Origin of the sequence: Halochromatium roseum, from assembly GCF_016653315.1 — a bacterium.
GTDB lineage: Bacteria > Pseudomonadota > Gammaproteobacteria > Chromatiales > Chromatiaceae > Lamprobacter > Lamprobacter roseus.
The window spans coordinates 63680-85004 of sequence record NZ_NHSH01000074.1 but is presented as its reverse complement, the minus strand read 5'-3'; the positions used below and the strand labels follow the sequence as shown (position 1 = coordinate 85004).

Here is a 21325-nt window from a genome sequence, read left to right as displayed (position 1 = left end):
GGTCATCGTCGTTCAGTCTCTAGCCTGGGCGCATGATCAACGCGAGCCTCAAGGCCTGCGCGCGGTGCGAGGGCCTCGGCGTGGGCGAAGAGCGCTTGCCGATCACGCTTGCCAGTGCTGAGTGTGGGTAGACGCTCAAGACGCGCGAATAACCGCGGTCGCTGATGTGAGGGCAGGTTGTTGCGGCACCAGGCCTCAAGCTGTGCAGGCTCAAGCTTGCCGACGTAGAGTGCGACCAGTCGATGTCCCCAGGTCGGATCAGGTACGCCGATGACGGCGATCTCGGCGATCTGATCCAGTTGTGCCAGCTCACGCTCGATCTCGGCGGGCAGTACATTGATGCCGGCAATCAGCACCACATCATCGGCACGCCCTAGTACCTGCAGGCCACCGCCTGGCAGTCGGCAGGCGAGGTCTGAGGTCTGTAGCCAGCCGTTGTCGAGACCATGGCCGGGCGTGCGAGTCGGATTGGCATAGCCGAGCATCAGCATCGGGCCGCGGATGCGCAGCGGTTGGGCCTGCTGTGCGCTGCCCTGGGCCTTTGCAGAGGCTCGCGATCGGGTCTGTTGCGCTGGCTGCCGAGTAGGTTGCTCGGGCGGCTGGATGTCGGCGAGGCTTACGCCCCGCGACTTTGTATTGGCTTCTCCGCAGCTGGGGCAGCTGAACTCGACGCCGTCCAACGGTATCATGCCCTGCTGTGGCAAGCCCTCGGCATCAATCCAGCCGCCGGCGACCTGCGAGAAGGTCTCGGTCATGCCGTAGCCGAGGTAGAGCGGCCAGCCCTGTTCAACGGCCCGTCGGGCCAGGTTACTATCGATCCCCTGTCCGCCGAGGAGCACGACCCTGAGATCGGGCGGTGGTGTCGGATCGACGTCGAGCAAGCGCTGCAACATCGCAGGAACCAGCGAGAGATGGGTGATGCGTTGGTCCCAGAGCGCCACTCGGACCTTCTCGGCCTCGAAGCGCGACTGCACGATCAGCTCGGCACCCGCAAATGCGCAGCGATAACCGATCGCGAGTCCGCCCACATGCTGGCGCGGAAGGACGCAGAGCCAGCGATCGCCGCGCTTGAGCTCGAGTCGCGCATTCACGGCTAGGCAAGAGGCGATAATCGCCGCCGCGCTCAACATGACGATCTTGGGCTCCGCGCTGCTGCCGCTGGTCTCGACGAAGAGCGCTGGCGCGGTGGCAGCACCGGGCACGACTGTCATCAGGCTCGCGGATGAATTTGGATTTGCAGCCGCAAGCGCAGGCCTGGCCGCTGGCGCAGGCTCCGATGCGGGTGCGGGCGCAGACCAATGGGCTGATCCGCAGCGGATCAGCGTGCCGGCCGTTCGCCTTTCCGCATCAGTGATCCGCGTTACGCGTTGTTCTGTGCCTGCCCCTGCGCCGATCAGCGAAGCTAGCCCCAGATCTGCTAGTACCGCATCTTCGTCAGCGGGCCGCCAGGACCATTCAGCAGCGGTCGTGCGGATCAGCGACTCGTGCCGCGAGGCCGGCAGATCAGCGCGCACTAGCAGCATGGCCACGCCAAGACTCGCCAGCGCCCATTGCATCAAGAACGAGTCCAGCACCGGTGTGGTTGGACAGAGCACTAGCTCAGCAGCCGCCACACCGGCGCCGGTCAATGCAGCCGCGCGTTGCTCGACGAGCACCGCGAGCTCAGCGTATGAGTAACGCCGATCGCCAATCCGAAGCGCACCGGCGTCGCCAAGCGCTCGCCGGCGCTCAAGCAGCGTGCTCAGGTCCTCGCCTTGGTCAGTGTCGATCAACTTCTTCATCGATTTAAGGGCGCGGGGGTGCGATCATCTGGAACGAGACAGTGGATCCCGATGACCGCCACTCCAGTGGTGCTCAAAATCGGGAAGCAGTTGATGGACAGTTTCTTTGATGAGTCTGTGTCTGCTGTCATCCAAAACGACATCGGTCATGGCTACGCGAAGCCTGCCTGCTGCGCGAGGTCTTCAGGGAAGAAACCGCACCGACGAAGGCGAAACATACCGTTGCAGACAGCCTCGGGGTCGTCTTCGACGCTTTCTGGAGGCGGCTGCGCTGAGCCAGCGCAAGCAAACGATCGGTTCGCCTTGACCGAAAAGAATCACCGACGCTAGGGTCTTGCGGCGATCGCGCGTGCCGCGATACTAGCCTCCAGTAAGGGCCCCTGATAAAGCCCGCCGACAAGGTTCACACGACTATGCCGCTTGCCTTCCCCTTTTCTGCCATTGTCGCCCAAGAAGAGATGAAGCTCGCGATCTTGATCGCGGCGACGGATCAGAGTATCGGCGGGGTGCTCGCGTTCGGCGATCGCGGCACGGGCAAATCGACGGCGATTCGTGCCCTGGCAGCGCTGCTGCCGGCGATGCGCGTCGTCGAGCGCTGCACCTATAACTGCGATCCCGATGCGCCAGACTCAGGGCTCTGCGAACAATGCCGCGAGCGCAAGGCGAGCGGCCCGCTCAAGGCGCGCAAGGCGCAGGTGCCGGTGGTTGATCTGCCGCTGGGGGCGACCGAGGACCGCGTCATCGGTGCGCTCGACCTCGAGAAGGCTCTAACGCGCGGCGAGAAGGCGTTCGAGCCAGGCCTACTGGCACGCGCGCACCGCGGTTTTCTGTATATCGACGAGGTCAACCTGCTCGAGGACCATCTGGTCGACTCGCTGCTCGATGTCGCCGCGAGCGGCGAGAATGTGGTCGAGCGTGAAGGCCTGAGTGTGCGTCATCCGGCCAAGTTCGTGCTGGTCGGCAGTGGCAACCCGGAAGAGGGTGAGCTGCGCCCGCAGCTGCTCGACCGCTTCGGCCTTTCGGTCGAGATCAGCACGCCACAGGACCTGAAATCGCGGGTGCAGGTGGTGCGTCTTCGCGATGACTTCGAGCGTGATCCGCAGGCCTTCATCGACAAGTACAAGCGTAAGGATGGCAAGGTGCGCCGCCAGATCCTGAATGCGAAGGAGCGTCTGCCCAATGTCGAGGTTCCGGATGCGGCGCTTGAGCGCGCCTCCGAGCTGTGCATGAAGCTGGGCACTGACGGTCTGCGCGGCGAGCTGACGCTAATCCGCGCGGCGCGCGCCTATGCTGCGCTGGAGGGTGACGAGAGCGTGACCGACGAGCATCTAAAGCGGGTCGCGCCGCCGGCGCTGCGCCACCGGCTGCGCCGCAATGTGCTCGACGATGCTGGCTCCACGACCCGCGTCGAGCGCGCTCTCGAGGAGTTGTTCGGCGAATGAGCGGCTCGCGTCGCCCGAGAATGATCAACTGGTGTTGCAGCGGCTGGCGGCCCTGCCCTGAGGGCGCACCGACAGCGGGTCTAGCCGGCAGCCTAGAATCCTGCTCGATCCCGCGCTTGGGTGCGCCGCGATGACGGAGCCGATGACTGGTTCGACGACTGATCCGACGACTGATCCCACTCAGGCTGGCCTACCCGATAACAGCGCGCGCTGGGACGATGCTTGCCTGGCGGCGGCGCTGTTCGCGGTTGATCCGGTCGGCAGCGGCGGCATCTCGGTGCGCGCGTTGCCGGGTCCGGTGCGTGATCTCTGGATGGAGCTGCTGCGCGAGCTGCTGCCGCCGGATCTGCCAGTCCGGCGCATCCCGCTGCATATTGCTGATGGTCGCCTGCTCGGCGGGCTCGACCTGGCGGCCACCTTGCACGCCGGGCGGCCAGTGGCCGAGCGCGGGCTGCTGGCCGAGGCCGATGGCGGCGTGGTGCAGTTGGCGATGGCGGAGCGGATTGGTCGCTCGACCGCGGCCTACCTCAGCGCAGCGCTCGATAACGGCGAGATCCAGGTCGAGCGCGATGGGATCACCGCCCGCACCTCGGCCCGGGTGGGTGTGGTGGCGCTCGACGAGGGTGCCAACGAAGAAGAGCAGGTGCCGCACACGCTGCTCGATCGCTTCGCCTTCCTGCTCGATCTTGGCGATATCCGCTACCGCGAGGCGCTCGCATCAGACTTTGACCCGAGCCAGATTCAATCGGCGCGGCGCCGGCTGGGCGAGATCGAGATCGATGAAGAGGCCATCGAGATGCTCTGCGGCACGGCGTTGGCGCTGGGTGTCGATTCGCTGCGTTCGTCCATTGCGGCGTTGCGCGTTGCGCGGGCCTCTGCCGCGCTCGCCGGGCGCGATCGCGTCGAGTCCGCCGATGTGAGTGCGGCGGCCCGCTTGGTGCTCGCGCCGCGCGCGACCCGCATTCCGATGCCGGAGCAGCCGGACGAGGAGCAACAGGCCGAGGAGCCACCACCACCCCCGGAAGACAACCAGGACGAGCAGAAAGACCAAGATCAGACGCCGCAGCAGGAGCTGGACAAGCCGCTTGAGGAGCAGGTGCTGGAGGCCGCGCAGGCGGCGATACCGCCGAATCTGCTGGCGATGCTACAGATGGGCGCGATGCGCCAACGCTCGAAGTCGAGCGGTAAGTCGGGCGCCATCCAGAGTGGCTCCTTGCGCGGCCGTCCGGCTGGCACGCGCCGCGGCGAGCCCGGCGCCGGTGCACGGCTGAATGTCATCGATACGCTGCGGGTCGCGGCACCTTGGCAGCGGCTGCGTCGGCAAGAGCGCGCCGAGAAGGGCAGCGAGTCCGAGGTGTTAGTCGAGGTGCGACGCGATGATTTTCGCATCACCCGCTATCGTCAGCGCTCCGAGACCACGACCATCTTTGTCGTCGATGCCTCAGGCTCGGCCGCACTGCATCGCCTCGCCGAGGCCAAAGGTGCGGTTGAGCTGCTGCTGGCCGATTGCTATGTGCGCCGCGATCGTGTCGCGATGATCGCCTTTCGCGGTCCGCGTGCTGAGATCCTACTGCCACCGACGCGCTCGTTGGTGCGCGCCAAGCGCGGCTTGGCTAGTCTGCCCGGCGGCGGCGGCACTCCATTGGCCTCTGGCATCGATGCCGCGTTGGCGCTCGCCGATGGCGTCACCCGTCGCGGTGGCACGGCGGTGGTGATCTTGCTCACCGATGGCCGCGCCAACGTCAATCGCGACGGCATTGGTGGCCGCGCCCAAGCAGCTGAGGATGCCTTGGCCTCGGCGCGTGCCTTCCGCGTCGCCGAGCTGAAGGCGCTGGTGGTGGATATGTCGCCGCGGCCACGCCCGGATGCCGAGAATCTAGCGCGCGAGATGGGTGCGGTCTATCTGCCGCTGCCGCATGCGGATGCGCGCGCGCTTTCCGGCGCTGTGCAGGCGGTTACTTGATCAACGCACGTCGACGGGATCAACGCCAATGACCTCCGCCTCGGTGATGAACGACAAGCCATGCTGGGAGCGCGATGGTCGCAGCTGGCCGAATCGCGAGTGCAGCCGCTTCGTTGAGGCCGGCGGGCTCCGTTGGCATATCCAAGAGGCTGGCAGCGGCCCGCCACTGCTGCTGATTCATGGCACCGGTGCGGCCTCGCATTCCTGGGGCGGGCTGCTGCCTCTGCTGGCCGAGCATTTTCAGGTGCTCGCCCTCGACCTGCCGGGCCATGGCTTTACCGCAGCGCCGGAGCCGAAGCAGCTGTCATTGCCGGGCATGGCAGCCGCCGTGAGCGCACTCACCCAGTCATTAGGTTTCGTGCCCGAGGTCGCCGTTGGCCATTCAGCCGGGGCGGCGATCTTGGCGCGCATGTGTCTCGATGGCAACATCCAGCCAAGGCTGCTGATCAGCCTCAGCGGCGCACTCCTACCGCTCAGGGGGTTTGCGGGGAAGTGGTTCTCGCCGGCCGCAAAGCTGTTTGCGCGGAACTCGGTGGTGCCGCGCTTCTTTGCCCGCGGCGCCCGCAAGGACCCGCGCAGCGTCAAGCGCATGGCGGACGGCACCGGGTCGCGCCTGACCCCCGAAGGGATCGCGCTGTATCGGCTGCTGATCTCCTATCCGGGGCATTTAGCGGCGGCACTCAATATGATGGCGAATTGGGATCTTGAGCCACTAGCGCGGGAGTTGCCGCAGCTCGAGCCGCAGTTGGTCTTAGTCAGCTTTGAGAATGACAAAACGATTCCGCCGATCGAAGCCGAACAGGTCAAGCGGTTGGTGAGTTCTGCGCAGTTGCACTGCCTGCCGAGTCTTGGGCATCTGGGGCATGAAGAACATCCTTTGGCGATTCTAGAGTTGATCATGCGTGAGCTAGGAAGCAGCAAGCCTGCGCTGGGCTGATAGGAGTCAGAGCGTTGCTATCTGCTGTTGTGGGCGTTTTTCCTGCTTCTATCGCCGATCGGCTCACGCGCTAGTTCGTCGTCAATCTTTCTTCAATAGATCCGCGAGACCCGCGAAGGGGTTATGCGTACTCGGCGCCGCGCTGCGCCCGCCCGTGGCGCTGGTATCACGTCCGGCGGCGACGGCAGCGATGTGCTCCTCGTACTTCTGATGCTCGTTGTCGTGGCAGTAGAGACAGAGCAGCTCCCAGTTGCTGCCGTCGGGTGGGTTGTTGTCGTGATCCATGTCTTTGTGGTGCACGGTCAGCTCGCGCAGATTGCTGCGATCGAACTCTCGCGCACAGCGCCCGCAGACCCAGGGATAGAGCTTGAGCGCTTGCTCGCGATAACCGGCGGCGCGCTCGTCCATGGCGCGGCGCGCATCGGCAACGACGCGGTCGAGCTTGCTGCTGTCGATGGTTTGGCCGGTGCGGCCGTGGCGGGGTGTCTCTTTGGGCATCTTGGGCTCCGCGGGGTCTTGCGGCGACGATGGTTGAAGGTTTCGTCCGATTGTAGCCGCAAGTGTGGCCAGATTCTCGGGTATGATCTCGCCTGCTTATGGAACTGCTCAACGCTCTGTTTCGCTCCCCGCCCTGGGAGGCCGTGCGCCTTGGTCTGCACCTGGCCTTCGGGCTGGCGTTGCTGTTTTGGCTCTGGCAAGCCTTACAGCTTCGGTTTGTGGTGCCGCTGAAGCATCTGGCGCGACCACGCGCCTGGCTGCTGCCAGTTGTCGGTCTGCTCGGCTTATCCCTAGTCGCCATTCTTGGCTATCAGGCAACCTGGCAGCTGGGTGGGACGGCGCGGCCGCAATTCATTGCCTTCATGCAGTCGCATGATCGCCGTCAGTTCAACCCGGCGCATTGGATTCAACGCGGCCGGATTCTCGATCAGCGTGGGCAGGTCTTGGCCGAGAGTCGGAATCGGGATGGTGCGGCGGAGCGGGTTTACCCGTATGGCTCTGTGTTTGCGCATGCCATCGGCTATGCTGATCCGCGCTTTGGGCTGAGTGGTGTCGAGGCGATGGCCAACCCGGCGCTGAATGGGTCGACGCTGGACAGCCTTGGGGACTGGGGCGAGCTTGGGCGTCAGTTGCTCACGCAGAGCAAACGTCCGCGCGGGCAGGATCTGGTGACGACCCTGGATGCGGGCTTGCAGCAGGCGGCGGTCGAGCAGATTGCATCAGCGAAGGGTATCGGTCGGGGCGCGGTGGTCCTGATGCGGCCCGCGGACGGTGCGGTGTTGGTGATGGCGAGCGTGCCAGGCTTCGATCCGAATCAGCTGCAACCAACCCTCTTTCGCGGCGCTGATCCAGCAACACCGCTGTTGAACCGTGCCACCCAGGGCCAGTATCCACCCGGCTCCGTCTTCAAGGTCATTCTGGCCGCTCAGGCGTTAGAGAACGGCTTCCGCGGTCGTCTGGACAATCCCGCTAACGGTTACACCACCTCGAGCCGCTATCGGCCGATTCGAGATCATGAATATTACGAGGCGCAGCGCTCTGGTCGGGCTTGGGCCGGACATGGGGTGCTGGATCTGACGACGGCACTGGCCAAATCATCGAATGTCTTTTTCGCGCAGCTCGGTGTGCTCGGCGGCCACCGGGCGCTGACCAAGACCGGTGAACGCTTCCTCTTCAACCGATCGATTGCCTTTGTCGGCGGCCCGTCCGGAACCGTCCATCTGCAGGCCGCCCAGCTGGAGCCAATCCCAGAGCGCGACCGTTATGGGCTGGCGCAGGCGGCGATTGGGCAGGGTCGCGTCACCACGACGCCGGCCTATATGGCCCTGGTTGCGGCCGCGATCGCTAACGATGGTGTTGCGATGCGGCCGCGTCTGCTCCGCGATACAAAGCCGGAGGTGCTCGGGCGATTCATGAGCGCGGATACGGCGCGCCGGCTGCGGGTGATGCTCAGGCGTGCAGTCACCGATGGCACCGGGCGAGGGATCGAGACCGCTGGGCTCGAGATTGCGGGTAAGACCGGCACTGCTGAAAACCCGCAAGGCGCCTCGCATAGCTGGTTTGTTGGCTTCGCACCGGCGTCGGCGCCGCGGCTGGCGTTCGCCGTTTTGGTCGAGCATGGCGGTTACGGCTCGACGGTCGCGGCGCCGATCGCGCGCGATTTGCTGCTCAAGGCCGCAGAGCAAGGTTTCTAGCGATGGCGCGTCGCGGAACGCCGATCAGCATCGGTGATTACTGGCAGCTGCGTGCACCCGAGCGCCGACTGTTGCTCTGGGCGCTGCTCATCGCGCTCTTAGGCTATTTGATGCTGCTGGGCGCGGGGCCGAAAGATGGACTGGATGTACAGTTCGTGGCGCTGGTGCCCTTCCTGATTTACCTGGGTACCTTCGTTAGCGCCCATCTGCTGCTGGTGCTGGCGCGGTTCCGGGGCGATCAGTTGCTGCTTCCGCTCACCGCGCTGCTGAGTGCGATTGGCCTGATCGCCCAGGCCCGCACGGGGCTCTTTGCAGCAGCGGCGTTAGACCCTGCCAAGTTGATTCCACTGCCGCTCGGTGTTGCCTTGATGCTGATCTTTGCGATCGCCGGACGGGGTGGACGTTATCGCCTGGCTACGCGCGTGACCTGGCTATGGGCTGGGGTCTCGTTGCTTTTGCTGGCGTTGGTGCTCGCAACTGGGCAACGTTACCGAGGTGCGGTCTATGGGTTCGGATTCATCACGCCGACTGAATTGCTGAAGCTCACGCTGGTGTTGTTCACCGCGGCCTTCGTCGATCAGCACCTGAAGCGGCTCAGTCGATGGCGCAGTCTGCTGCCGCCGCTGCGGTCGCTCTGGCCGTTGTTGCTGGTCTGGATGCTCGTGCTGGCGATGCTCTTGGTGCAGCGCGACCTCGGGTTGGTGTTGATCCTTGGTGTGATGCTGCTTGCGGTGTTGGCGGCCGGCACTCGGCATCCCGGTTATCTGGCCTATGGCTTGGTGCTAGGAGGCGCGGCCGGCGCGGCCCTCATCAGTCTCTTTACGCACGGCCAGCGTCGGGTCGAGGTGTGGCTGAATCCCTTTTCCGATCCAACCGGGGCTGGCTGGCAGGTCTTGCAAGGCCTGTCTGGGATGTATGCGGGCGGACTCTGGGGAGAGGGCTTTAGCCAGGCGCGTCCGCGTTATACGCCGATCGCCGAATCTGACTTGATCTACGCGGTCTGGGCCGAAGAGCTTGGCTTTGCCGGCAGCGTGCTGCTGGTGATGCTGTTTGCACTGTTGCTGATTCGCTTGCTCACCTTGGCCGCGCGGGCGCGCACGCCTTTCGGGCTGATGGCGGCAACCGGAGTTGCGGCTGTGCTGAGCGTGCAGACGCTGTTGAATATTGGCGGTGTCACCAAGGCGCTGCCGCTAACTGGGATCACGCTGCCGCTCATCAGCCACGGTGGCAGCAGCCTACTCACGGTGTTTGCTAGCCTTGGCTTGGTGCTTGCGATCTCCGACGGCGAGCCGGTCAAGTCGCGGAGAAAATCCATGGTCAAACCGGATAAAGGCGAAGCAACCATAGAAAAGCGGGAGCGATCAGCGCGCCAAGCAAAAACAGGCAAAGCAGCTTGAAGCCTAAATCGAAGGCTAGAAAGCGCATTTAACCCTGAGATAAACACAGAGATTTCAAGACGCGCGCTAAACGGTATCAATGAGTCCAGAGAGTGCGGCGAGTAGGGCGCTGTTCTCGTCTGGCGTACCCACAGTGATGCGCAGACAGTCAGTCAGCATCGGATGGGCGCCATTGAGGTTCTTGATCAGGATATTGCGCTCGCGCAGGCCGTTGAAGAGTGCTCCAGCACGTCCGGGTTGGGTGCGAACGAGGATGAAATTGGCATCGCTCGGGAACGGGTTGAGGTGGCCGCGGCCGCCATCGAGATCGGCGAGGGCTGCGGCGAGGCGTCCACGCTCGTCGCGGATGGATTCGGTTTGCGCGTCGAGGACATCGCGATGACGTAGCGCAAAGGCGGCGCTGGCCTGGCTGAGGACGTTGATGTTGTAGGGCAGGCGTACTTTGTCGATCTGCTCGATCCACTCCGCTGGACCGGCGAGGTAGCCGAGCCGCAGACCGGCGAGTCCCATCTTCGAGACCGTGCGCATCACTAGCAGATTCGGCCACTCGCCGAGTCGCGGCATAAAGCTGGCATCGGTAAAGGGCGCGTAGGCCTCATCGACGATGACGAGGCCGGGGCTGGCGGCGATGATCTGCTCGATGGCGGCGGGATCGAACAGGTTGCCGGTCGGGTTATTCGGATAGGCGATGAAGGTCAGCAGCGGCTGATGACGCTCGATGGCGGCTAGTGTGGCGTCGAGGTCGAGCGAGAAATCGGCCGCGTTTAGATTGACCCCGACATAGTCGAGTCCGGCAAAGAGGCCGATCATCCGGTACATGACGAAGCCGGGATCGAGCGAGAGTAGACTCGGGCGCCAGCGGTGCGAATGCCCGAGCGAGGGATCGTGACGGGTGTCGTCGAGTCTTGCGGTTGGATCGCTATTGGGGCTGAGGCTGGGGCTGACGTTTGGATAACTGGGCTGAGCGGCAGCCGGCGCAGCAACGGCGAGCGCCAGCATCTGGATCAGCTCGTCGGAGCCGTTGCCGAGCAGCAGGTCCATGCCTTCGGGTATCTGCATCGCCTCGCGCAGCGCCGCCTGCAACGCGCGCGCACGCGGGTCGGGATAGCGATTCAGCTCGGCATCACGCAGCGCCTCAAGCCAGTCGTTGCAGAGGGATTCCGGCCAGGGATACGGGTTCTCCATCGCGTCGAGCTTGATCATGCCGGTGGCGTCCGGCACATGATAGGCCTTGAGCGTCCGAATCTCTGGGCGTATCAGCTGTTCGATCAGGCTATTCATGGCACTTGGACGCATCAATCGCGACCGCCGTCACGATACTCGGCCGAGCGGGCATGGGCGGTCAGCCCCTCGCCGCGGGCCAGTGCTGACGCGGTCTCGGCTAGCGCCGCGGCACCGGCTGCGGAGGCCATGATCAGGCTTGAGCGCTTTTGGAAGTCGTAGACGCCGAGTGGTGATGAGAAGCGGGCGGTGCGCGAGGTCGGCAGTACGTGATTCGGCCCGGCGCAATAGTCGCCTAGCGCCTCAGCGGTGTAGCGGCCCATGAAGATGGCGCCGGCATGGCGAATCTTCTCGGCTAGCACCTGAGGCTCGGCCACCGACAGCTCCAGATGCTCGGGCGCGATGCGGTTGGCGACCTCGGCGGCCTGGTCCTGATCGCGCGCGAGGATCAGTGCGCCGCGCGCACTCAGCGCTTGGGCGATGATCTCGCTGCGCTCCATCTGCGGCAGCAGGCGCTCGATGCTGGCGCTGACCTGATCCAGATAGTCAGCGTCCCAGGCGATCAGGATCGATTGCGCGTCCTCATCATGCTCGGCCTGCGAGAACAGGTCCATTGCGATCCAATCCGGATTGGTCAAGCCGTCGCAGAGGATCAGGATCTCGGACGGCCCGGCGACCATGTCGATGCCGACCTGGCCAAACAGGGCGCGCTTGGCGGTGGCGACATAGATGTTGCCGGGACCGACGATCTTGTCGCAGGCCGGGACGGTCTCGGTGCCGTAGGCGAGGGCGGCGACGGCTTGCGCACCGCCGACCGCAAAGGCGCGGTCAACGCCAGCGATGGCGGCAGCGGCGAGCACCAGTTCATTCAGCTCGCCGCCGGGGGTTGGCACCACCATCACCAGTTCCGGCACGCCAGCGACCTTGGCCGGCAACGCATTCATCAGCACCGATGAGGGATAAGCCGCCTTGCCGCCGGGCACATAGAGCCCGACCCGATCGAGCGGGGTGACCTTTTGGCCGAGCAGGTTGCCCTCGGCATCGGTGATCTCCCAGCCCTGCAGGCGCTGATGCTCGGCATAGGCGCGGATGCGCTCGGCCGCAGTCTCCAGGGCTTGGCGCTGGGCAGACGGGATGCGCTCCAATGCCTCACTGAGCCGACGCTGATCCAGCTCGAGGGCGGCAGCGTTCTCTGGTTGCCAATGGTCGAAACGCGCAGTGTAGTCGATCAGCGCTGCATCACCACGCTGACGAATGTCAGCGATGACGGTCTCGACGGTCTGCTTGACACCCGCATCGGAGACTGACTCCCAGGCCAGGAGGTCAGCAAGGCGGGCGTCGAAATCCGCATCCGTGGTGTTCAGACGAGCGATCCTAGGGCGAGCGGTCTTAGTCATGCTGCAATTCTGTGTTTGGTGATTTATGACAACTCAAAGGCCATCGCACTGGTCTTTTCGTCCATCATGTTTATGGTCTTTTTCAGAGCTGCTTAGGGTTAGACACAGAAAGACACAGAAAGACACAGAAAGACACAGAAAGACACAGATGAAAACAGTTTTCTAGACACACAACTCTTCTGTCTGGCTTTGATCTGTGTTTATCCGTGTTCATCTGTGGTTCATTCTGGTCTCGCTGTTGCTGGCTCCTGTCTACGGTGGATGGCGTGTCGTTATCGGCCTGCTGCGGCCTGCGCCTCGACCGCTTCCCGCAGCGATTCGACCAGTGCCCTCACGCGTGTGTGTTTCATCTTCCAGGAGGCCTTGTTGACGATCAAGCGCGAGCTGATGTCGCTGATGTGCTCGATTGGCACCAGTCCGTTTGCCTTTAGCGTGTTACCACTCTCGACGAGGTCGACGATGAGGTCTGCGAGCCCAACCAGCGGTGCGAGCTCCATCGAGCCATAGAGCTTGATGATCTCGACCTGCTGGCCTTTGGCGGCGAAGTGGCGCTCGGCGCCACGGACATATTTGGTCGCGATCCGCAGCCGACCGCGCGCCGGCGGTGGCACCAGCGCGGTATCGGGGCGGCCAGCCACCATCAGCCGGCAGCGGGCGATGCGCAGGTCGAGCGGCTCGTAGAGTCCTTCGCCGCCATGCTCGAGCAGGACGTCCTTACCGGCAACGCCGAGGTCGGCGGCGCCATATTGCACATAGGTGGGGACATCGCTGGCACGGATGATGACCAACTTCACGCGCGGATCATTGGTATCCAAGATCAGCTTGCGGCTGGTTTCCGGGTCTTCCACGGCCCGGAGCCCAGCGGCCTCGAGCAACGGCAGCGTCTGCTCAAAGATGCGGCCCTTGGAGAGCGCGATGGTGAGCCTTTGATCGTCGGACATAGATACGGACACTCTCGGCAACTGGACGGGGCAGGGGATCTCAGCCTAGTTGAGGGCAGATCAGTTGTGGCTGGGGCGGATGAGCCGTGGCTAGATGAGCAGTGGCTAGGGCGGATCAATGCACGCGCCGGATCACAGCACCCAGCGTGGCGAACTTCTCCTCGATATTGTCGTAGCCGCGATCGATATGGTAGATGCGATCGATCAGTGTATCGCCCTCAGCGACCAGGCCGGCGAGGACCAGGCTGGCTGAGGCGCGTAGATCGGTCGCCATCACCGGCGCGGCGGTCAGTCGCTCGACCCCGCGGCAGATGGCGACATTGCCTTCGATGCGGATATCGGCGCCCATGCGCTGCATCTCCAGCGCGTGCATGAAGCGGTTCTCGAACACCGTCTCCTTCACCGTAGCGGCGCCTTCGGCGATGCTGTTGAGGGCGCAGAACTGGGCCTGCATGTCGGTCGGGAAGGCGGGATGTGGAGCGGTTTGGATGTCGACTGCGCGTGGCCGTTTGCCTTGCATATCGACCTCGATCCAGCCCTCGCCCGTGCTGACCTGGGCGCCAGCCTCGCGCAGCTTCATCAGCACCGCATCGAGGAGATCGGCGCGGGTGTCGCGTACTCGAACGCGGCCGCCGGTCATCGCCGCGGCTACCAGATAGGTGCCGGTCTCGATCCGATCGGGCATCACCGCGTAGTCGGTGCCGGCGAGCCTCTCAACACCTTGGATGTGAATGCTGTCTGTTCCAGCGCCGCTGATACGCGCACCCATGCGGTTCAGGAACTGCGCTAGATCGACCACCTCGGGCTCGCGCGCGGCGTTCTCGAGGACGGTTTCGCCGTCGGCGAGCGCGGCCGCCATCATCAGATTCTCGGTACCGGTGACGGTGACCATGTCCATCACAAAACGCGCTCCTTGCAAGCGTTTGGCGCGGGCATGTACAAAGCCGTTCTCGACCCGAACCTCGGCGCCCATGGCGCGCAGCCCATCGAGATGGATATTCACCGGGCGGGCGCCGATCGCACAGCCGCCGGGCAGCGACACATCGGCGGCGCCGAACCGCGCCAGCAGGGGGCCGAGCACCAGGATCGATGCACGCATCGTTTTCACCAGTTCGTAGGGTGCTTCGACGCTCGTGACCTCGCGCGCATCGGCCTGAATGCCCATGCGCTCGTCGACCGTCAGCTGCACCCCGAGCCGCCCCAGCAGCTCCATGGTGGTGGTGATGTCGCGCAGATGCGGGACATTGGTGAGCGAGCAGATGCCATCCGCTAAGAGGGTGGCAGCCATGATCGGCAAGGCCGCGTTCTTGGCTCCAGAGGCACGGACCTCACCATCGAGCCGTGCGCCACCGCTGATTAAGAGTTTATCCATGCTGGGCGGCCTCGATGCGGAGCAGACCCTCGACGTTGGAGAAGCTGGCGATGCGCGCCAGGGCCTCGGGCCAGTTGCGAAATTGCAGGTCGATGCCGTCGCTGCCGGCCTGGTCGACCCAATCGAGCAAGAGTGCGATGCCGGCACTACTGCTGCGCTTGACGCCGCTGAGGTCGATCTCAAGCGCCAAGGGCGTGCTATCGCGCTTAGTGCGCACCGCCTTCAGTAGCCGCGCGCCCTGCCGTGCTAGGGAGGGGACTGTGCTAAGGATCAAAGCACCCTTCAGCTCGAATTGCCCGGGGCTGATCTCCGTCAGTGTCGCCAAGCGTTCGGTTGCCGCCTGCTCTGCCTGTCGATGCCGCATCGTTAGGCACCGCGTGCCGTCTTCGCACGCAATTGCTCGATCAGGCCATTGATGCCTGAAGTGGCGATTGTGGTGCGGAATTGGCTGCGATAGTTGGAGATCATGCTAACGCCGTCGATGACGACGTCATAGACCATCCAGCTAGTGCCGCGCTCGAGCATGTAATAGTCGATGGGGATCGGGGCTGACCCTGGAGCCCGCACCTCGGTCGGCACGACGACGGTTCCCGAGCGTGTGCCTGGGCGTGCGGTTTCATAGACGATGTCCTGGCCCGAGTACTTCATGATCGATTTGGCATAGGTACGCACCAATAGATCGCGGAAACTGTCGGTGAGATCCTGTTGCTGCGTCGGGCTGGCGCTGCGCCAGTCGCGACCGACGGCAAGCCGAGTCATCTGCTCGAAGTCGAAATGTGGCGCTAGGATGCTATCCACCAGCTGGTTGATCAGCTGCGGCTTGCGCTCGACCTCGGCGCGCCGATTCTCGAGCGTGCTGAGCATCTTATCGGCCGTGCGCTCGACCAACTGCGTCGCTGAGGGTTCGGCGCCTAGGCTGGCGAGAGGCAATGCCAGTAATAGGATACCAGCGACCAAGAGTGTTCTCATTTGGAGTGTTCTCATTCGGAGTGCGCTCATTCGCCACCCTCCTCTGCTTTGCTCAAGAGAAATTGTCCAATCATCTGTTCGAGTACCAAGGCTGATTGTGTGAATTCAATGCGATCGCCATCGCCTAAGACCTCTGGGCTACCGCCTGGATCAAGGCCGATATACTGCTCGCCGAGCAGCCCAGCGGTGAAGATGTTGGCAAAGGTGTCGGTCGGGATCTGGTCGTAGCGGTCTTCGATGCGCAAGGTGACTAGCGCCTGGAAGGTTTCCTGGTCGAAATCGATCGCCTCGACCCGGCCCAGCCGAACCCCAGCCATGGTTACGGGCGCGCGCACCCGAAGGCTACCGATGTTGTCGAACTTGGCGGTCAGGTTGTAGCCCTCGCCGGTGGCCGCGGTGCTTAGGTTGCTGACCCGCATGGCCAGGAAGAAGAGCGCGACGAAGCCGAGCGCCATGAAGACGCCGACCAGGATCTCGCTCAGGCGGATTCGCGCCATGGCTTCAGCCTCCGAACATCAAAGCAGTGAGAATGAAATCCAGCCCCAGGATCGCGAGCGCCGACTGCACCACGGTGCGGGTGGTAGCGCGGCTGACTCCGGCCGATGTCGGGGTCGCATCATAACCCTCGTAGAGCGCGATCCAGGTCACGACCAGACCAAAGACCAGGCTTTTGATCACGCCATTGACCAGGTCTTCATCAAAGTCGATCTTGTTCTGCATCTGCCCCCAAAAGGCGCCGTCATCGATGCCGAGCAGACCGACACCGACAAACCAGCCGCCGATCACGCCAATGGCGCTAAATAATGCGGCCAGCAGCGGCATTGAGATCAGACCAGCGAAAAAACGTGGCGTCAGTACCCGTTTGACCGGGTCCACGGCCATCATCTCCAGTCCAGACAGTTGCTCGGTCGCCTTCATCAGGCCGATCTCGGCGGTCAGTGCGGAGCCGGCGCGTCCAGCGAACAACAGCGCTGTCACCACCGGGCCAAGCTCGCGGACCAGAGAGGCGGCCACCATCACGCCCAGGCTTTCAGCGGCGCCGAATTGGGACAGTACATAGTAGCCCTGAAGGCCTAACACCATGCCGACAAAGAGGCCCGAGACGACGATGATCAACAATGAGAGCACGCCGACGCCGTAGATCTGCGCCAGCAACAAGCGAGGACGCACCAGCATCGAGGGCAGGCCGCGGAGAATGCCAACGAGCAACAGGTGGGCACGGCCAAGGCTCGCTAAGATCGCGAGCCCGACGCGACCGAGTCTCGCTAATGAGTCAAGCAATGGGGCTGCGCTCAGTGGCAGACGCTCTGGAGCAGATCCTGCTCCAGCGTCTGTGCTGGGTAGTGATAATGCACGGGTCCATCCGGCTCGCCCTGCATGAATTGTCGGACCCAGTCCGACTCATTCGCGGCAACCTCTTGCGGTGTGCCTTCGGCCATGATCTTGCCGTTGGCGATGATGTAGAGATAATCAGCGATGCTGGTGGTTTCGGTCACATCGTGGCTGACGATGATACTGGTCATCTCGCTGGCATCGTTCAGTTGCCGGATCAACGAGACCAATACCCCCATCGAGATCGGGTCCTGCCCGGTGAAGGGCTCATCGTACATGATCATCATCGGGTCGAGTGCGATGGCTCGGGCCAGCGCCACGCGCCGCGCCATGCCGCCGGAGAGCTGGCTCGGCATCAGTGCCGCGGCGCCGCGCAGGCCAACGGCCTCGAGCTTGATCAACACCAGCTTGCGCAGCACGGACTCTGGTAGCTTGGCATGCTCGCGGATCGGAAACGCGACATTCTCGAACACGTTCAGATCGGTCAGCAAGGCGCCGCTCTGAAACAGCATGCCCATACGAATGCGCAGTTGGTAAAGCGCATCTCGGCTCAGTTCCTGGATGCTCTGGCCGTCCACTTCAACGGTTCCGGCGTCGGCATGCAACTGGCCGCTGATAAGCTTCAGCAGGGTGGTCTTGCCGGTCCCGCTCGGACCCATGATGGCAGTGATCCGACCGCGCTGGATGTCCAGATCGATGCCGTCGAAGATGCAGCGATCACCGTGGTAGAAACGCAGGCCGCGCACTTTGGCAAGCATCTGCTCGTCCGTCATGCCGGAGCGCTCTTCACGCGGCAGCGTCACTGATGCTTGCTTTGACTGCGCTGTTGCCATGGGACGGGAGTCCTTACTTTGGCGACGATCCAAAGCGCGCCATTCTCGCGGCCTGCCCCTAGTAGCGTCAAGGATGAGGCGATGCCGACCGATCCGCTGTGCCCCGCCTGCGCCCGCTCAGGCCTGATGCAGATCCCACTCGGATGCCTAGTACTCATGGCGCGGCGCCATCCTGGCAGGTGAATCGCGCGAGATTCAGGTCAACTGAGCCCGAGGAGATCTAATAGCTCTTGCCAGGCCGACAGGTCGGTACTGCTCGGCCGTGCCATGATGATCAAGCTGGGTGCTTGGCCCTGTTGCTCAGCCATCTTGCGCAGCCAATCTCGCGCCCCGCGCAGATCGCGATGCAGCTCGGCTGGGGCGATGAGGCCGTAGCAGGATGGATAACTGCGATCTGGGTCGGGATTGCTCCGCTGCGCGGTTTGGCGGCGTTGATAGCGCAGGCAGCGGTTGGCGTCGCTGCCTGTTATGGTCGAGATTACCGTCGATGCCGGCTCGTCAATCGGCTCTATCCAGGCGTCGAGTTTTGCTCCGAGGCGTTGTTCAAGCTGCGCCGGCTTGAGCTGGTGGTGACGATCTTGCGTTTCTTGAGATACCGTCGGCGACTGCTCGGCGGCAAATCGGAAGCCTGGCGGTACGTCGTCATACCATTGCGCCGCCGTCTGCGGATCGGCGTCGGTCCAAAACACGGCCGGCAGCAGAGCGGCGCGAAAGCTGTTGGCAAAATAGCTCAGACGCCAGTCGTGCGGCAGGTCTTCTGGATAGAAGAACGCGCTGTCGGCAAGATCCCACCAGCCGCGGCAGGTCACCATCGTTGTGTTGCTCATCCGGATATCCTAGGGCAGGTATCATAAGACAGGTATCATAGGTGTCGAGAGCCAGATGGGTGCACTGGGGTGAAGAGCGAGAGCCACATGACCGATTACAAAGCGCGCGCCAAAGCGATCGAGATGGTGATCTTTGATGTTGACGGAGTGCTGACGGACGGGAGTCTCTTTCTCGGTGACGATGGCCAAGAATACAAGGCCTTCAACTCGCGGGATGGCCATGGAATGGCAATGTTGCGCCAGGCTGGTATTACCATGGCGGTCATTACCGGGCGTCAATCCGAGGTGGTGCGCATCCGCATGGAAAGTCTGGGCGTCGCGCACATCTATCAGGGTCAGCGCGACAAGCGCCCAGCCTATGCTCAACTGCGCCAGGCCTGTGGGCTTGAGCACGCACAAATTGCCTATGTGGGCGATGACGTCGTCGACCTGCCGGTGATGCTGCAGGTGGGCTTGGCTATCGCAGTCGCTGATGCGCATCCTCTGGTGCGGGAGCACTGTCATTGGCAAACGCGCTTGGCTGGCGGCCAAGGTGCGGCGCGTGAGGTATGCGAAGGTTTGCTTGCGGCACAGGGCAAGCTCGACACCATCTTTGCCGACTATATCCGTCGCTGATGGGCTCTCAGCGCTTGATGCTCAGCTTGCTCGTAGCGGCAGCGCAAGCCCGACGATGGGCTGCTGTCGCTGAGCGCTTTTGGTCTGTTGGTTTCGTGGTCGCTCCATGCCTCTAACGCGGCGCGAGTTTTTCCTGGCAGCGCTGTTGATCGCTACGGGACTGGCTGCGTGGTGGTGGTTGTTTGTGCGCGACACCGATCAGAGTCTAACGCCGAGCACTGAGCGCCGGCCCGATTATGTCGTCGAAGGGCTGCGTGTGGTGACACTCGATAGCGCTGGGCACCCTGAGCGCCGTCTCAGCGCACAACGCCTTCGTCACTACCCGGATGATGGCAGCAGCGAGCTGGATAACCCTGTGCTCGTTGTCTACAGCGACGATGGCCCGCCCTTGCATGCGCGCTCGGAACTTGCCTGGATCAATGCACGCGGCGACGAGATCTTGCTCGAGCGAGAGGTGCGGCTGCAGCGGGATGCGACAGCCCAGTCGGCGCCGGTCGAGCTTCGCACCAGCGAGCTGTTGGTGTTGCCAGAGGTCGATTATGCCGAGACCGGGCATTTTGTCGAGATCGAGCGCGCTGAGGATTGGATCACCGCGACCGACGGCATGCGCGCCTGGCTCGGTGAGACGACGCGCATCCAGCTGTTCGGGCGTGCCCGCGCAGCGCTGGCACCCAGCACCGACGATGACGCAGGCTGAATGCACCATGAGGAGATGGCTATGAGCCCGAATCAAGACCGCGGTTGGGGGCTAGCCGCGCTGTTGGGTCTGCTGTCCGCGGCTACGCTGTTTGCGACCACGACAGCCGTGCGGGCGCTCGAGTCGGATCAATATCAGCCGATGTACATCGAGGCTGATGCCGCTGAGCTGGACGAAAAGCAGTTGACCAGCCTCTACATCGGTAACGTTGAGGTGACGCAGGGCAGCATGTTCATCCAGGCCGACGAGGTGCTGGTGCACCATAAGCCAGACCGCCGCGCCGAGAAGATCATCGCGATCGGTCAGCCGGTGCATTATCGGCAGCGGCTTGATGATGACCCGGACGAGGTGACCGGGCGCGCGTTGCGTATGGAGTACGAAGCGGATCGCGAAGAATTGACGTTGATCGATGACGCGGTGCTGGTCCAAGGCGAGGATCGTTTTGCCAGCGACCGCATCGTCTACAATCGCATCACTGAGCGCGTGACTGCCGGTAGCAGTGCCCAGGGCCGCGATCGGGTCAAGATCCGTATCGAGCCCGAGTCGGCCGCGGAGTCCGCCCCCAAGCCGGCTTCGTCTCAGTGATGGCGACCCTTGAGGCGCGTGCGCTGGCGAAGACCTATCGTCGTCGACGCGTGGTCGATGGCGTCGATCTTGCTGTCAACGCCGGCGAGGTGGTTGGATTGTTGGGGCCGAATGGGGCGGGTAAGACCACCAGCTTTTACATGATCGTCGGGCTGGTGGGCGCTAACGCTGGCCGCATCACTCTGGATGGCGAGGATATTACCCATCGGCCAATGCACGCGCGCGCACGGCGCGGCCTGAGCTACTTGGCGCAGGAGCCTTCGGTGTTCCGTAAGCTCACGGCACGGGATAATCTGACGGCGGTGCTCGAGATGCGTAACGGCAGCAGCCGCGAGGACCGTCGCCAGCGCTGCGATGAGCTGTTGGATGAGCTGGGTATCAGCCATGTCGCCGATTCGCTTGCGCTCAGCCTCTCGGGCGGTGAGCGCCGGCGGCTCGAGATCGCCCGCGCGCTTGCAGTCGAGCCAAAGATCATGCTGCTCGATGAACCGTTCGCGGGGGTTGACCCCATTGCGGTGGGCGATATCAAGTCGATCATCAGTCACCTACGCGATCGTCAGATCGGTGTGCTGATCACCGATCATAATGTTCGGGAGACACTCGACATCTGCGACCGGGCCTATATCATCAACGCCGGCCGGGTGATCGCCAGCGGGGCGCCTGCGGAGTTGTTGCAAGATCCACAGGTGCGGGCGGTCTATCTTGGTGAACACTTTCGGCTCTGAATCTGGTGTCAGAAACCCCTCGATTCACGCTTGACGCTGCGACTGAGCAGCCTTTTCGACTAGACTGCACGGCAGTCAGGCCTTTTGTACCCGCATAAC

Annotated in this window: 21 protein-coding genes; 9 read left to right on the top strand and 12 right to left on the bottom strand. The window is 63.4% G+C overall.

All coding sequences use genetic code 11. From position 1 onward, the window contains the following. Positions 1-2 precede the first annotated feature (2 nt). On the bottom strand, positions 3-1781 hold the full coding sequence (locus CCR96_RS20920; RefSeq protein WP_201223187.1) for a class I adenylate-forming enzyme family protein: 1779 nt from the start codon (positions 1779-1781) through the stop codon (positions 3-5). 413 nt (positions 1782-2194) lie between these two features. Here CCR96_RS20920 and bchI point away from each other — a divergent pair, with 413 nt between their 5' ends. From bchI to bchO, 3 genes are all read left to right on the top strand, one after another. Next, positions 2195-3223, top strand: coding sequence for a magnesium chelatase ATPase subunit I (bchI, locus tag CCR96_RS20915; protein WP_201223185.1), 1029 nt, complete (start codon positions 2195-2197; stop codon positions 3221-3223). Between the two features lie 142 nt (positions 3224-3365). Next, positions 3366-5186, top strand: coding sequence for a magnesium chelatase subunit D (locus tag CCR96_RS20910; protein ID WP_201223184.1), 1821 nt, complete (start codon positions 3366-3368; stop codon positions 5184-5186). Positions 5187-5214: 28 nt separating this feature from the next. Next, a complete protein-coding gene (gene bchO / locus CCR96_RS20905) occupies positions 5215-6123 on the top strand; it encodes an alpha/beta fold hydrolase BchO (RefSeq protein WP_242519260.1) in 909 nt (302 codons plus the stop codon). Between the two features lie 81 nt (positions 6124-6204). Here the strand turns inward: bchO and CCR96_RS20900 are convergent, their stop codons facing one another. Continuing rightward, positions 6205-6621 carry a YajD family HNH nuclease gene (locus CCR96_RS20900; protein ID WP_201223181.1) on the bottom strand — a complete coding sequence of 139 codons (417 nt, stop codon included), beginning with the start codon at positions 6619-6621 and terminating at the stop codon, positions 6205-6207. A gap of 98 nt (positions 6622-6719) precedes the next feature. Between CCR96_RS20900 and CCR96_RS20895 the strand changes: the two genes are divergently transcribed. After that, positions 6720-8315 (top strand): peptidoglycan D,D-transpeptidase FtsI family protein, encoded by a 1596-nt coding sequence (locus CCR96_RS20895; protein WP_201223179.1) that lies wholly within the window; start codon positions 6720-6722, stop codon positions 8313-8315. Between the two features lie 2 nt (positions 8316-8317). Further along, the gene (locus CCR96_RS20890) at positions 8318-9712 is read left to right on the top strand and encodes an FtsW/RodA/SpoVE family cell cycle protein (RefSeq protein ID WP_201223177.1); all 1395 of its coding nucleotides are present in this window, start codon (positions 8318-8320) and stop codon (positions 9710-9712) included. A 66-nt stretch (positions 9713-9778) separates the two neighbouring features. Here the strand turns inward: CCR96_RS20890 and CCR96_RS20885 are convergent, their stop codons facing one another. The 10 genes from CCR96_RS20885 to CCR96_RS20840 all read right to left on the bottom strand — a co-directional run bounded on the left by CCR96_RS20885 (position 9779) and on the right by CCR96_RS20840 (position 18604). Then, positions 9779-10993 (bottom strand): pyridoxal phosphate-dependent aminotransferase, encoded by a 1215-nt coding sequence (locus CCR96_RS20885; protein WP_201223175.1) that lies wholly within the window; start codon positions 10991-10993, stop codon positions 9779-9781. A gap of 14 nt (positions 10994-11007) precedes the next feature. Further along, positions 11008-12330: a histidinol dehydrogenase gene (hisD, locus tag CCR96_RS20880; RefSeq protein WP_201223173.1), complete on the bottom strand. Its 1323-nt coding sequence runs from the start codon at positions 12328-12330 to the stop codon at positions 11008-11010. A 272-nt stretch (positions 12331-12602) separates the two neighbouring features. Further along, positions 12603-13271 carry an ATP phosphoribosyltransferase gene (gene hisG, locus CCR96_RS20875; RefSeq protein WP_201223171.1) on the bottom strand — a complete coding sequence of 223 codons (669 nt, stop codon included), beginning with the start codon at positions 13269-13271 and terminating at the stop codon, positions 12603-12605. Positions 13272-13386: 115 nt separating this feature from the next. Beyond that, positions 13387-14643 (bottom strand): UDP-N-acetylglucosamine 1-carboxyvinyltransferase, encoded by a 1257-nt coding sequence (gene murA / locus CCR96_RS20870; protein WP_201223163.1) that lies wholly within the window; start codon positions 14641-14643, stop codon positions 13387-13389. Continuing rightward, the gene (locus CCR96_RS20865) at positions 14636-15007 is read right to left on the bottom strand and encodes an STAS domain-containing protein (protein WP_201223155.1); all 372 of its coding nucleotides are present in this window, start codon (positions 15005-15007) and stop codon (positions 14636-14638) included. The genes murA and CCR96_RS20865 overlap by 8 nt, the downstream gene beginning before the upstream one ends. A 2-nt stretch (positions 15008-15009) precedes the next feature. Continuing rightward, complete coding sequence (locus CCR96_RS20860; protein WP_242519259.1) at positions 15010-15612, bottom strand: MlaC/ttg2D family ABC transporter substrate-binding protein; 603 nt, start codon at positions 15610-15612, stop codon at positions 15010-15012. A 26-nt stretch (positions 15613-15638) separates the two neighbouring features. After that, positions 15639-16109: an outer membrane lipid asymmetry maintenance protein MlaD gene (mlaD, locus tag CCR96_RS20855; protein WP_201223152.1), complete on the bottom strand. Its 471-nt coding sequence runs from the start codon at positions 16107-16109 to the stop codon at positions 15639-15641. A 4-nt stretch (positions 16110-16113) separates the two neighbouring features. Next, positions 16114-16893 (bottom strand): lipid asymmetry maintenance ABC transporter permease subunit MlaE, encoded by a 780-nt coding sequence (gene mlaE, locus CCR96_RS20850; protein ID WP_201223150.1) that lies wholly within the window; start codon positions 16891-16893, stop codon positions 16114-16116. Positions 16894-16904: 11 nt separating this feature from the next. Further along, a complete protein-coding gene (locus CCR96_RS20845) occupies positions 16905-17717 on the bottom strand; it encodes an ABC transporter ATP-binding protein (protein WP_242519262.1) in 813 nt (270 codons plus the stop codon). 260 nt (positions 17718-17977) lie between these two features. After that, positions 17978-18604, bottom strand: a complete 627-nt coding sequence (locus CCR96_RS20840; protein ID WP_201223146.1) for a DUF72 domain-containing protein — start codon at positions 18602-18604, stop codon at positions 17978-17980. An 87-nt stretch (positions 18605-18691) separates the two neighbouring features. Here CCR96_RS20840 and kdsC point away from each other — a divergent pair, with 87 nt between their 5' ends. The 4 genes from kdsC (at position 18692) to lptB (ending at position 21226) form a co-directional block, all read left to right on the top strand. Then, positions 18692-19219 (top strand): 3-deoxy-manno-octulosonate-8-phosphatase KdsC, encoded by a 528-nt coding sequence (kdsC, locus tag CCR96_RS20835; RefSeq protein ID WP_201223144.1) that lies wholly within the window; start codon positions 18692-18694, stop codon positions 19217-19219. 106 nt (positions 19220-19325) lie between these two features. After that, positions 19326-19916, top strand: coding sequence for an LPS export ABC transporter periplasmic protein LptC (gene lptC / locus CCR96_RS20830; RefSeq protein WP_201223142.1), 591 nt, complete (start codon positions 19326-19328; stop codon positions 19914-19916). 21 nt (positions 19917-19937) lie between these two features. Further along, positions 19938-20501, top strand: coding sequence for a lipopolysaccharide transport periplasmic protein LptA (gene lptA, locus CCR96_RS20825; protein ID WP_201223140.1), 564 nt, complete (start codon positions 19938-19940; stop codon positions 20499-20501). Next, complete coding sequence (gene lptB / locus CCR96_RS20820; RefSeq protein WP_201223132.1) at positions 20501-21226, top strand: LPS export ABC transporter ATP-binding protein; 726 nt, start codon at positions 20501-20503, stop codon at positions 21224-21226. Before lptA ends, lptB begins: the two co-directional genes overlap by 1 nt. The last annotated feature ends 99 nt before the right edge of the window (positions 21227-21325 follow it).